Source organism: Cytobacillus sp. FSL M8-0252, from assembly GCF_038007345.1.
Classification (GTDB): domain Bacteria; phylum Bacillota; class Bacilli; order Bacillales; family Cytobacillaceae; genus Cytobacillus; species Cytobacillus kochii.
The window spans coordinates 3,723,463-3,736,063 of sequence record NZ_JBBOWZ010000001.1 but is presented as its reverse complement, the minus strand read 5'-3'; the positions used below and the strand labels follow the sequence as shown (position 1 = coordinate 3,736,063).

Below are 12,601 nucleotides of genomic sequence, written 5' to 3'. Positions count from 1 at the left end.
AAAAAATCGAAATAATATTTCATAAGAATATATAATAAAAATAAATAATCCGAGAAAAATCGGTTGACATTCCGAAAATAATCGGATATTGTATAACCAAGCGATAACAGGAGGTGAGTGCAAAATGAAAATCACACTTAAGGCAGCGAGAGTGAATGCGGGATTGAAGTTAGTTGAAGCAGCTGAACTTTTTGGAATCAACAAAGATACGCTTTCTAAGTATGAAAGAGATTCAACAAACGTCCCCCGTTCCTTTTTTGTAAAGATTGAAGAGTACTACAAAGTTCCGGTTGAAAATATTTTTTTTGGTCCGCAATCCGATTTTTTTCGGAAATTAAAAACTGCGTAAAGGAGGTTTCAAATGAGTAGGGCAGTCCTACCGCCCATCAATCATATACATTCATTAAAGGAGATGGTGGGCATGGATAAAGCTATCAATGTTGGACATTGTAAAGAGCCATCAAATGGTGCGATTGATAAGTTTATCAAAATTTATCTTGAGATTGCCAAAAAGAGAAAGAGCACGATAAAGGTTAATAATTGAAGTCAATTAACACGAAAGTAAATTTACTTTTTCTTTTGCCCTTTTTGCGAAATTTGTAGAAAAATAATGATTCTACCTTAAAGGAGGTGAGCATATTGAAAATTTGCCCAAAGCAATGGTTAGCAATGACGCCAGTTGATCGTTACATGGCCATTTGGAAAAAAGCTAAAAGGAGCTGTAAGTAGTGGAATATCATTTGCCAATAAGACCCGAGAAACCAAGAGAATTCATTTGGATTGAAGGTTACACAATCGAAAATAAAACTGCATTTGAGAGTTTTGCTGAAGATGTAGGTAAAGGGAAAATGATTTTAAATTTAGCCTTTGTAAGTGAGGATTATTCACCACAGAAGTACGATTTGTTCATGAAGAAATTTCTTGAATTCTTAATTACAGAAGGGTATATGCCAGACTTTGAAATGGAGGACAAGCAATGAGCATTCACAAAGCATTAATAGGTTCGGTTGTAGATGGAGATCTTCATACTACCCAAGGTGGAATTGAGTATTCCACTAATATTCGTGAAATCGTCACCGTTGGTTACATGCTAGAAAATTGCATTGAGGAGGAATAAAAATTGAGTAGCGCTGCTGTTCAGTTGTTTGAGGAGAATCAAGAGCTTATATATACAGCTATCAGAGTTAACTTTAAGGATTTTGGAAAAGCCCATAGAATTGCTGGTATTAACAATATGGAACTAGATGATCTTATTCAAGTCGGACAGGAAACATTGTGGAAGTTGTGCTTAAAAGAAGATAAAACGATGAAGGAAAAATTTAAAGGTTATGCCTATAAATCCATTCGCTGGATGATCTTCAACGAACTGCGAATTAGAGGACTTCCTATTAAAACTAATCTAAGAGTTTCAGTAGAAGATAGAAATAAGCTACAGTTTCATTCTATTGATCTCTACGTGGATAAGGAATCAAAAGTAATAAATGATTACTTCGCTAATGATTATACTACTGACATTGAGTATGAAGTGACGAACAGACTTGCTATGAAAGATTTACTAATATACTTATCCGATTTAGAAAAATTCATTTTTATCCACATCGCAGAAGGATATTCGGAACGTGAAATCGGCGAAAAGATTGGGAGAAGTACGACTTGGGTCAATAAGAAGAAGCGTGCTGCCATAGCAAAATTAAAAGAAAGGAGACATAAAAGTGCCTACTGTAAAGAAAGTTACTGATCATCCAGTTGAAGATGCATATGGGTTGGAAATTCAGGAAGGCGATGTTTATTGGATGTTTGGCAAGACAGTTGTCAGTGATTTGAATCTTAAAACTTACTTAATAGAAGAGCACAATATGGAGTGCTTCCGTGCAATGGAATAAAAAGACCACTCTGCCAAGTGGTCCGCAAAAACAAATTTCCAATGAAAGTATAGCAAGGAAACGAAGTGATGTAAATGAAACTTTTCCCGCACCAGGACAAAGCGCTTGATGATACTTATGAATACAATCGTGTTGCGTATTACTTAGATATGGGATTGGGAAAGACATTTGTTGGTAGTGAAAAGATGTGGGAGCTTAATACTGCCTACAATCTTGTAATCTGCCAAAAATCCAAAATATCAGATTGGAAAGAGCATTTTGAATCTCACTATGATTACAAGGTTATTGTTTTCGATAAGCAAAAGTTAGATATTATCCCTCCTGAAAGTGTTCTGATTGTTAATTATGACAAGGTATGGAGACGACCCGAGCTATTAAAATTAAAGGATTTCACTTTAATGTTGGACGAGTCGTCCATGATTAAGAATGAGAAGTCTAATAGAAGTAAATTCATTCTTAATCTGGCAGCTGAAAACGTCATTTTACTATCAGGTACGCCCACTGGTGGGAAGTATGAGGAACTATGGAGTCAATTGTATTTGTTAGGTTGGAAGATTAATAAAAAGCTTTTCCTGAAGCAATTTGTTAATCAGGAGTGGGATGATCGCAACCAACAATTTAAAATAACAGGCTATAAAAATGTGGACCGATTAAAGCACAAGTTAAGAATCCACGGAGCCATCTTTATGAAAACAGAAGAAGTTTTTAATCTTCCAATGGTGAATGAGCAACATGTGAAGATACCCTGCACGAAAGATTATCAGGAATTTAAAAAGCATCATATTATCCAGATTGGTGATGATGAACTGATTGGAGATACTGCCGCAGCAAAGAAGCTATATTTACGCCAATTGGCAGGCTTCTACAATCAGCACAAACTGAATTATGTGAAAGACCTTATAGACAGTACCAATGATCGCATCATCATATTTTATAACTTTAAACGAGAATATGAAGCATTGGTAAGCATGATTGATAAACCTTACAGCACTGTAAATGGTTCATTAAAGGATTTAACAGCATATGAACAGCAAGATAACAGCATCACGCTTATTCAGTACCAGGCGGGCGCTATGGGTCTTAATCTTCAAAAGGCTAACAAGATTGTTTATTTTACACTCACTGATAAAAGTGAGTTGTTTGAACAAAGCAAGAAGCGTATCCACCGAATTGGTCAAGAAAGACCTTGCTTTTACTATTACTTACTTACAGATGGGTCTATTGAATGGCGAATGCTTGATGTATTAAAAGAACGAAAAGATTATACAGATGCCTTATTCGAGAAGGAGGAAACGTGAACAATATCATTCTTGCCTACCTATTCAGATACTTAGAATTATTAACCAAGGCTTATTTTGAGGGTGATCCATTAAACGTAACGCCTAGCATAGAAAAAACGCTGCTCATGATTGAATTAGAAATTAGCAAGGGATTCGAGAAGGAGGAAATATCATGACAAACCATTTAACGCCTTTTGAAAACAAATACTTACCTCTTATGTCAGCAATCGCTTTTACTGCTCAACAAGAAAAGGAAATTGTTGCAAAAAATAAGGAATTGAAAGCTGATCTAGAAAGAGCTATGGATGAATACGACATTAAATCGATTGATAATCAGCTTTTAAAGATTACCAGAGTGGCAGTGAGTTCTTCCACTTCAGTTGATTTAAAAGAACTTAAAGAAAAAGAGCCAGATTTATATGGTGATTTAATTGCGGACTATCCAAAGGTAACAAATAAAAAAGCATATGTGAAATTTACGGTGAAGTGATGCGTGAATCAGCCTTTCAGAAAAAAGTCATTAAGTTCTTAAAAGATAATGATACCTGGCATGTGAAATATTGGGCTGGTAGTCAGTACACCAAAGAAGGTATTCCAGATATTTTAACCTGTATTGATGGTACATTCCATGGGATTGAACTAAAAACGGATACGGGACAACCTAGTAAGCTACAACTCTACAATATTCGTAAAATCAAGGATTCAGGTGGAGAAGCATACATACTTCGCCCAAAAGATTTTGAGTCCTGGAAAGAAAGGTGGTTCAAGTGACTCAATACTCTTATAGCCGTGTGTCACTTTTCAATGACTGCCCTTACCATTTTAAGCTTCGGTATATTGATAAATTAACCGAGTTAACAAAATATGATGCGGCTAACCCATTAATCATTGGACATGCTCTGCATACTGGCATTGAACATGATTATAAAACCGCAGAGAAGGAATACTTTAATTCTTTTCCTGTACTAACAGATTCAATCATTGAGGAATCTATGAAGCTAGAAATATTAATCCCAAAAGTTAAAGAGTTCTTACAAAGTACTTTCCCAGGCTTCGAGTTTATTCATGAATATAAGATTGATCATGAGGATTATATAGGCTTCGTAGATCTGATAGCAAAGGCACCAGATGGACAATGCATGGTAATTGATTTTAAGTATTCCAATCATATTAAAAACTACCTCACTTCAGGTCAGTTGCACATATATAGGGACTATTTGAAACAGGATGGATTTGATGTTAGAAAGCTCGCTTACTTGTTTGTACCCAAGACAAGCATTAAACAAAAAGATAATGAGGACTTGTTCCATTTTAGAAAAAGGCTAGTCAAAACAGTTGAAGAATCAGATGTCACGTTTGTTCCGATAGAATTTGATGAAATGGAAAGCATTTATTTTAAAAATTCTATAGCGAAAATTGAAGAAACAAAGGATTTTTCAGAAAAGAATGCTAGTGGAAACTGCTTTAGCTGTAATCCACGATTCGCTCCAATTTACTTGGAAGCTCTACAAAATGAAAAGGGAGAGATTATTATGGCATTGCCTAAAAATGAACGCAGAGAAAGAAAAATTGATGAAAGACCTGACTTTTGGATTTACGCAGATTCGTATGTTGGTAAGTCAACTTTCGTTGACAGTGTGGATAATGTTCTATTCCTCAACACTGACGGAAACACTGACAACACGACAGCACCAGTTGTACCAATTAAAGATGAAGTAACTAAAACTGGACGTGTTACCAATCGAAAATTAGCCTGGGATGTATTCTTAGATACTATCAGTGATTTAGAAACGGAAGCAAACGATTATGAAGCCGTTGCACTCGATCTAGTTGAGGATATTTACGAACATTGCCGTTACTATGTCTTTTATAAAAATGATTGGGAGCATGAATCTGATGGGTCATATGGTAAAGGGTGGTCAAAGGTAACTACTGAGTTTAACAATGCAATGAAGCGATTGAAAGCTTTAGGATACCAAGTAATTTACATCAGTAAAGAGAAGGTTGAGGAAATTACGCTTAAAGGTGGAGCAAAACGGACCACGTTCAAGCCTAACATTAATGACAAAGTAGCAAATTTCCTTACTGGTACTGTAGACCTCACTCTTAGAGCGTTCGTAAATTCAGATGATGAGCGATTCCTACAATTAACTAAGAAACAAAATGTTTTCGGTGGCGGTCGTTTTGACTTCCAAGTTGATGTTATTTCATTAGATATGGATGAGTTTATTGAAGAGTTGATTGCTGCCCAAGAAGGTAAGAAAAAGAAGAAGAAAGAGAAGCCTAAACGCACAGGGCGTACAAAGAAGGAAGATTCATCTGAAGAAGAAAATGAAAAAGTAAGTCAAGCTGCTGAAGAGGTTCGAGAAGAAGCTAAAGAAGAGAAACCAAAGCGCAGCCGTAAAAAGCGTGAACCTGAGCCAGATGATGAAAAAGAGGATGAAGTTGAGGAAGAAAAACCGAAGCGCCAGCGCAAGTCTCGCAAACCTGTTGAAGATGATACGCCACCAGGTGAGGGAGATGACAACGAAGATGAAGCTGAGGAAGAAGAAAAGCCAAAAACTCGTAGACGCAGATCACGCAAGTAAACTATAAAACTATTTGGAGGTAATGGAAATGGCTAAATATGATTTGAATACTAAGGAGCAGCATTTTGCTACAACTCGTAAAGAAGCAGAGGTAATTGTGGAGGAAGCAAAAGAAGATAAGCATTTAACATCATGGAAGATCAGCGAGAAGCACAATAAATATGGTGAGTACTTCATCGTTGATTTGCAATTCACATTTAATACGCCAAAAGGCTTAATGGAGGTTGAATAATAATGACAGCATTCAATTGGGATAAATTTGATAAACAAGTAGATTTAGATGCACTCGCTGAAGATGTAAAAGAAGTGGAAGAAAATGGTGGTGGAGATTTTGATTCTGTACCAGATGGACAATATGAGGTTGAAGTGGAGAAGTTGGAGTTAAAGGAATCATCAAAGGGAGATCCGATGCTAACAATTTGGTTCAAAATCATTGAAGGGGATTACGAGAATCAACGTATTTTCTATAACAAAGTAATGCAGCCACAGAATGATAAAGCATTTGGTCTTCAGGTGCATCAGAATAACGAAATGCTTCGTGCCCTATGGGATTGTGAGAAAGATGACGTTAAGTTCACAGGCTTCAAAGATTACGCAGATTTAGTTCTAGATATTCATGAGGATATTGACGGGCAATTTGAATATCTGCTTGAAAAGGGAACAAACAAAGGTGGCTTTGACACATTCGAGATTTTAGAAGTATTTGAAGTTGAATAATTGAATAAGGGGAGGGTAATCCTTCCCTTTTATTATGGGGTGATGGAAATGATGTACAAGGCATATTGTCCAAAATGTAAATTTACTCTCTATTCAACAACAAGGAGTAGAGGGGCGAAAGCACCTATTAAATTTAAGTGTACGTGTGGTTGTCAGTTCACTTTAAAAGAAGAATTTGTGATGAAAATTAAGGGGAGATAGTTAAATGGAAAAATAAAAGAAGAGCCCATGCGGTGGCTCTTCCAGGAGATACATTTGGCTAATCCATTGTAATCTCTATAAGTTATGTGATTTTCGGAAAAATGAGTGGACGTTTTGATTAACTTTTGAATTATTAAGAAGGAGCAAATTAAATGGATATTGATATTAAAAATGCACAATTAAACTTGTTATTGTCAATTGACGGGAAAGTTCATTTGGTTGGAATGGACGAAGAAAAGCTAGAAGTTATTGATTTATTAGTTAAAAAATCCGCATCTATTGTAATACCAACATCTAAAACCCAAGAGGATTTATTGAAGTTTTTAAACTATAAAAGGAACTTTTAATAAAGGAGTGAGCACATGCTCTTTTATGACTTTGAGGTATTTAAATATGATTGGCTTGTTGTTATAACCAACACTGAAGATCACTCGGAAGAAGTCATTGTTAATAATGAACAAGCCTTAATTGATTTTTACAATGAGCATAAGACTGACATATGGGTGGGTTATAATTCCCGTCATTATGATCAGTACATTTTAAAAGCAATCATATGTGGTTTTACACCTCAAGAAGTTAATGAATGGATTATTGTGAAAAAAGAGCCTGGTTGGAAATTTTACAAAGACTTTTGGAAAATACAGCTTTTTAACTTTGATGTAATGACAAATAAATTCCGTTCATTAAAGCAGCTGGAGGGCTTCCAAGGTCATGATATTCGTGAGTCATCAGTTGACTTTACTATTGAAAGAGAATTGACAAGTTCAGAAATTGACGAAGTTATAAAGTATTGTCGACACGATGTACATGAAACCATGCATATTTTTATGGAGACAATAACGGAGTTTGAATCCCAAATTGAACTACTGAAAATGTTCAATTTACCATTAAAGAATATATCTAAAACGAAGGCGCAGTTATCTGCTTTTATCCTGGATGCTAAACAACCGAAGGTGCCACGAAATGATGAGTTTGATTTCTCTTTTCCCCACACCTTACGAATTGATAAATATAAAGAAGTACTGAATTTCTATATGGAAAACAAAGATTATAAAAAGGTATTTGAAACAGAAATTGCTGGTGTTCATCACATCTTTGCATGGGGTGGTTTACATGGGGCTAGGAGTAATTATTATGGGACAGGTTGCTTTCTTAATATTGATGTAGCCAGTTATTACCCTGCATTAATGATTGAATACGGATATTTAAGCCGCAATGTGAAAAATCCTGATAAGTTCAGAGAAATCCGTGACACACGACTTAAATACAAAGCCGTGAAAGATAAGCGTCAGGCACCATTAAAAATCGTAATTAATGGTACATACGGTGCGATGAAAGACCAATATAATGGCCTTTATGATCCGTTAATGGCAAACAATGTTTGTATAGGTGGCATGACTTTGTTGTTAGATTTGATTGAGAAGTTAGAGCCACACTGTGACATTATTCAATCTAATACGGATGGTGTTCTCGTTAAGTTGCGTAGTTATGACGATTACGAATTGATTGATGATATCTGCTATGAATGGGAGCAGCGCACGCATATGGAATTAGAGTTTGAGGAATTTTCAAAGGTCATTCAAAAGGACGTTAACAATTATATTCTCGTTGATGCCGAGGGGAACTATAAATCCAAAGGGTCCTATGTAAAAAAGCTTAATAACTTAGACAATGATTTGCCTATTGTTAACGAAGCAATAACCAACTTTTTTGTGAAAAATATTGAACCAGAAGAAACCATTTTCAATTGTAAGGACCTGATTAAATTTCAAAAGATAGTAAAGGTGAGTAGCAAATATGATTATGCCAGATATGGCAGAAAGAGAATGAACGAGCGTGTTTTTCGTGTATTTGCTTCAGTTGATAAAAATGACCATAACTTGACGAAAGTTAAGAATGGTTCCTCTGAAAAAATCCCTTATGTACCCGAACGTTGTTTTATAGAGAATGGAGACATAACAAAAATGGAAGTGCCAGGTAAGTTAGATTATTGGTGGTATCTTGATTTAGCAATAGATAGGATAAATGCTTTTCTTGGAGGTGAGTGAATATGTACAAAGGATACTTAAAAGGGAACGGTAAGCATGCGGCAACCTCCTTCAAAGATGGTGGTAAATTACTTTCTTATCATACAGCAAGAAAAGAAGATTCGTTTGTAGGGATTTTAGATGATGAGTTCATAATGGTTGATGTAGATGATATGGATGAAGCAGAAACGCTTTTCGATATCGTGGAAGATAAAGATATAAAATGTTCAGTTCTTGAAACAAATAACGGTATGCATTTCTATTTTAAAGGATATGACATAACTGCCAACAAGATTAAATGGTATTCAAATATAGGTATTCTTTGTGATTACAAATTAGGCATTAGAAATACTGGAGATCCTCTAAAAATAGATGGTGTAACTCGGAAGTGGATCCGCAAGGTAAATGAACATGAACCACTGCCAGCATGGTTATATCCATACAATAAAAAGAATCCCAACTTAAATAAATTATCTGAAGGTGATGGGCGCAATGATAAGCTTTTCACCTATATATTAAAAATGCAGTCACAAGGTATGGCTAAGAATGACATTAAAGAAACTATATCAATCATTAATTCATATATCCTGGATGATCCCGTCGATAAGAGTGAATTAAATATTATCTTGCGTGATGAAGCATTTTTGAAGGAATCATTTTTTGTTAAGAATGCTTTCCAGCATGAGAAGTTTGGCAATTTCTTAATTAACGAGCATCACATATGTAAGATTGCTAACTTGCTGCATATATACCAGGATGGTGTTTATTCAGATAAGCAAGATGATATAGAAAGTGCAATGATTGGTCATATCCCATCATTAAAGAGAATGCAACGTCAGGAGACATTAGCATATTTACAGTTGAAAGCGCCAATTAAAACCTTTGCTTCTACAAAATATGTACCAGTGAAAAACGGTATTTTCAATTTAGAGAAATGGCAGCTACAGGACTTTGATCCAAATATCATCACTCGTAATAAAGTGCCAGTTGCTTATGTGAAAGATGCTCATTATGATGTGACGGATAACACATTAAATAAGATGGCCGTTAATGATAAGAATATCCGTGCCATTTTGGAAGAAATATTGGGTTACATTTTATTTAGAAGAAATGAATTTGCTGCCACATTTATTCTCACTGGTGATGGGTCTAATGGTAAATCATCTTATCTTAAAATTATCCGTAAGTTAGTTGGTCCTGAGAATACCGCATCTTTAGATTTAAAGGAGTTAGACCAACGATTTAAAACAGCTGAATTGTTTGGAAAGCTAGTAAACATTGGTGATGATATTTCTAAAGGGTATATCAAAGAATCATCCGTTTTCAAAAAACTTTCTACAGGTGAGACATTGAACGTTGAAAGAAAGGGTAAGGATCCCTTTGACTTCACCAATTATGCAAAGTTAATTTTCTCGGCCAATGAAATGCCCAGGATTAATGATTATAGTGATGGGTTAGGTAGGCGATTGCAAATCGTACCATTTAAAGCGAAATTTTCACCTGATGATGAGGATTACGATCCATTCATTACAGACAAGCTTTTATCTGAAGAATCGATGCAATACATTTTAAATATCGCTCTCCATGCATTAAAACGATTATTGAAGAACAATAAGTTTACTAAATCTAAACTGGTTGAATCGGAAATGGAGAAATACCAGGAAGAAAACAACCCTATTCTTTCATTCATTAACAATGAAGATATCGAATTAGAGCGTAGTGTAGTTGGAGATGTATACATGCAGTATAAAGTTTATTGTTCCGAAAATGGCTTTCAAGCTGTTAGCAATATCAGCTTCAGTAAGATGGTTAAGCACATATTTGGATATGATACGAAGGTGCAAAGAATTGACGGTAAAAACAAGAGATTATTCGTTTTGAAAGATTAATTTTTGCGCTCCTCCAATAAAAAGTCACAAAAATAAATAAATCAGTGACCGTTTTTAGTCATTTATATTTTTTAAACCTAGTCATATCAATGGGTGGTCAAAATGGAGTAGACAAAAACGGTCACGAAAATAGCTAAAATTAGGCTGATTTTTGACCATTTCTATTAAAAATATACCTAAATGCGTTATGCGTTACAGAAAGTAGTTACGCTTAAAACGTTGATATATCAAGGTTGAATCGGTGCGTAACAGATGTAACAGATGAAATCACTTTCTTATATATAAATATATATAAATAAAATATAAAAATATATAAAGAAAATAAGGGGGTAAATGCGTTACATAATACCCTATAACGGTATAGGAAATGCAGTAGTATCAAGGTGTGAAGTGCGTAACAGAACATTTTAAAATGCGTTACGTTCTGTTAATGTTAACCAGTAAAAGGCAGGTGCATGTGTAAATGAGGGTGTTAATTGCTGAATATAAGAGATCATTACGCCTTGCCAGGACAATGAGACGGAAAATAAAGCATGTAAATCATAAATCATTAAAAGATGAAGAAGATGAAAAAGTACTTTCTAGTATTATTTCAGACTTAGTTTTTACTATAGAGTGGTTAAGAAGAGGACATAATCCAGATGCAAGGCGTGGCATTGATAAGAATGGTGTGTACCTTACAGATCCATCTTTATTAGATGTCCTTCCTATAAATCAGCAAGGACCAATTGAAAAGAACTTCACTCAATATGAAAAAGAAATAGTTGAAGATGCTTTATGTACATTGAGTGATAGAGAGAAAGAGATTTTCTTATTAATTAAAGTGGAGGGTATCACGTTTGATTATGCTGCTGACTTACTCGGTATAAAGAAAAGTACAATTCAAACACACTTAAAACGAGCAGAAATGAAAATAGAGCAAAGAAAGAATGAGAGTCTATTCCTAAGAGCCTTATGTGAATAGGCTCTTTTTTGTCATACAAATGATGTATATATAGAAGGGTTATTTTAAAGGAGATGACTAATATGCACGTATTCATGAGAAAGACCGCACAAGGTAATGAGTACTGGGATACTAAGGAGAAGAAGATTGTATTTGTTCCAGTAGGAGTTAAACCAAGTTTTGAAGTTACAGAGAATCCTAAAAGTATGATCGTAGGTGTTGACCTGGCGAAAGAAAAGGATTTAACTGTTCCTCCATCCTTAGAGTCTATGAACGTAAAGCAACTAAAGAAATATGCAGCTGATAACAATATCGAAATACCAGCTGACGCAAAGAAGCATGAGGATATTCTAAAGGCGATCAATGAAGTATTGCAGTGAGCAAGGGTGTAGGACATACGTTTCATCAGGTAGATATTGTGAAGCACACAAGCGCAGGAAAAAGAAGAAGGTTGTCTATTCACACAACAAATCATTTTATGCTACTGATGAATGGAAGTTCAAACGTTCTGAAGTATACCAGAGAGAGAAAGGTTGCTGCCAAGAGTGCGGTAAGTTTGTGTTCGGTAGACAGGCTCATGTTCATCATATTGTACCAATTAAAGTTAATCCATCATTAAAGTTAGCTGATGACAATCTCATGCTCCTTTGTCCGAAGTGCCACATGATTATAGAGAATGAATTGGATGGAAAGAAGAATAAGTTTGAGTGGAAGCTGTGATGAAAGGGATGTTAACAATTGAGATTAATAATAGTACAATGCTTTGAAGCTATTAAGCAGAGGTTAATAGAGTTGGTTCAATCTTTCCAAACAAGATGGGACAGACTATGCAATAAGGTTGAATACACTGAGTTACCTAAATTTAATTACGCTATACCTAAATCAATTATATTGAAAAGCCAGGTGCTCGATAGAAAGCCGACAATGTTTGTCGCAAGAAGTAGCTGCTAATTAGCCCCCCCACCAAAAAAGAAAAATGGCCCAATTTGGGAGGATAGGTAGAGTGGGGGCAAGCGTGCACCTCAAATTGATTTTTTAAAAATTTTTATTACTGCAAAGAGAGGGGGGAATGG

Annotated in this window: 18 protein-coding genes; all 18 read left to right on the top strand. The window is 35.3% G+C overall.

Annotated elements, in window-relative coordinates; translation table 11 throughout:
- The first annotated feature begins 124 nt into the window (after positions 1-124).
- The gene (locus MKX83_RS18755) at positions 125-349 is read left to right on the top strand and encodes a helix-turn-helix domain-containing protein (RefSeq protein ID WP_341057072.1); all 225 of its coding nucleotides are present in this window, start codon (positions 125-127) and stop codon (positions 347-349) included.
- 12 nt (positions 350-361) lie between these two features.
- Complete coding sequence (locus MKX83_RS18750; protein WP_341057070.1) at positions 362-544, top strand: hypothetical protein; 183 nt, start codon at positions 362-364, stop codon at positions 542-544.
- Positions 545-728: 184 nt separating this feature from the next.
- Positions 729-980, top strand: coding sequence for a hypothetical protein (locus MKX83_RS18745; protein WP_341057069.1), 252 nt, complete (start codon positions 729-731; stop codon positions 978-980).
- On the top strand, positions 977-1,117 hold the full coding sequence (locus MKX83_RS18740; protein ID WP_341057066.1) for a hypothetical protein: 141 nt from the start codon (positions 977-979) through the stop codon (positions 1,115-1,117). Before MKX83_RS18745 ends, MKX83_RS18740 begins: the two co-directional genes overlap by 4 nt.
- A gap of 3 nt (positions 1,118-1,120) precedes the next feature.
- Positions 1,121-1,738 carry a sigma-70 family RNA polymerase sigma factor gene (locus MKX83_RS18735; protein ID WP_341057063.1) on the top strand — a complete coding sequence of 206 codons (618 nt, stop codon included), beginning with the start codon at positions 1,121-1,123 and terminating at the stop codon, positions 1,736-1,738.
- A complete protein-coding gene (locus tag MKX83_RS18730) occupies positions 1,713-1,883 on the top strand; it encodes a YqaI family protein (RefSeq protein WP_341057059.1) in 171 nt (56 codons plus the stop codon). The genes MKX83_RS18735 and MKX83_RS18730 overlap by 26 nt, the downstream gene beginning before the upstream one ends.
- Positions 1,884-1,957: 74 nt before the next feature.
- Complete coding sequence (locus tag MKX83_RS18725) at positions 1,958-3,181, top strand: SNF2-related protein (RefSeq protein ID WP_341057058.1); 1,224 nt, start codon at positions 1,958-1,960, stop codon at positions 3,179-3,181.
- Positions 3,182-3,335: 154 nt separating this feature from the next.
- Complete coding sequence (locus MKX83_RS18720) at positions 3,336-3,653, top strand: hypothetical protein (RefSeq protein ID WP_341057052.1); 318 nt, start codon at positions 3,336-3,338, stop codon at positions 3,651-3,653.
- On the top strand, positions 3,653-3,934 hold the full coding sequence (locus MKX83_RS18715) for a VRR-NUC domain-containing protein (RefSeq protein ID WP_341057050.1): 282 nt from the start codon (positions 3,653-3,655) through the stop codon (positions 3,932-3,934). Before MKX83_RS18720 ends, MKX83_RS18715 begins: the two co-directional genes overlap by 1 nt.
- Complete coding sequence (locus MKX83_RS18710; RefSeq protein ID WP_341057047.1) at positions 3,931-5,751, top strand: AAA family ATPase; 1,821 nt, start codon at positions 3,931-3,933, stop codon at positions 5,749-5,751. The genes MKX83_RS18715 and MKX83_RS18710 overlap by 4 nt, the downstream gene beginning before the upstream one ends.
- 28 nt (positions 5,752-5,779) lie before the next feature.
- Complete coding sequence (locus MKX83_RS18705; RefSeq protein ID WP_340975560.1) at positions 5,780-5,983, top strand: hypothetical protein; 204 nt, start codon at positions 5,780-5,782, stop codon at positions 5,981-5,983.
- 2 nt (positions 5,984-5,985) lie between these two features.
- The gene (locus tag MKX83_RS18700; protein ID WP_341057044.1) at positions 5,986-6,468 is read left to right on the top strand and encodes a DUF669 domain-containing protein; all 483 of its coding nucleotides are present in this window, start codon (positions 5,986-5,988) and stop codon (positions 6,466-6,468) included.
- A gap of 353 nt (positions 6,469-6,821) precedes the next feature.
- A complete protein-coding gene (locus MKX83_RS18695) occupies positions 6,822-7,016 on the top strand; it encodes a hypothetical protein (RefSeq protein ID WP_341057042.1) in 195 nt (64 codons plus the stop codon).
- A gap of 15 nt (positions 7,017-7,031) precedes the next feature.
- Positions 7,032-8,717, top strand: a complete 1,686-nt coding sequence (locus tag MKX83_RS18690) for a hypothetical protein (RefSeq protein WP_341057038.1) — start codon at positions 7,032-7,034, stop codon at positions 8,715-8,717.
- Between the two features lie 2 nt (positions 8,718-8,719).
- Positions 8,720-10,585 carry a DNA primase family protein gene (locus MKX83_RS18685; protein WP_341057036.1) on the top strand — a complete coding sequence of 622 codons (1,866 nt, stop codon included), beginning with the start codon at positions 8,720-8,722 and terminating at the stop codon, positions 10,583-10,585.
- A gap of 463 nt (positions 10,586-11,048) precedes the next feature.
- Positions 11,049-11,549 (top strand): sigma-70 family RNA polymerase sigma factor, encoded by a 501-nt coding sequence (locus MKX83_RS18680; protein WP_341057033.1) that lies wholly within the window; start codon positions 11,049-11,051, stop codon positions 11,547-11,549.
- A gap of 62 nt (positions 11,550-11,611) precedes the next feature.
- Positions 11,612-11,908, top strand: coding sequence for a hypothetical protein (locus MKX83_RS18675; RefSeq protein ID WP_341057032.1), 297 nt, complete (start codon positions 11,612-11,614; stop codon positions 11,906-11,908).
- Entirely contained in the window at positions 11,892-12,248 is a 357-nt protein-coding gene (locus MKX83_RS18670) for an HNH endonuclease (protein ID WP_341057029.1), read from the top strand. Before MKX83_RS18675 ends, MKX83_RS18670 begins: the two co-directional genes overlap by 17 nt.
- Positions 12,249-12,601 lie beyond the last annotated feature (353 nt).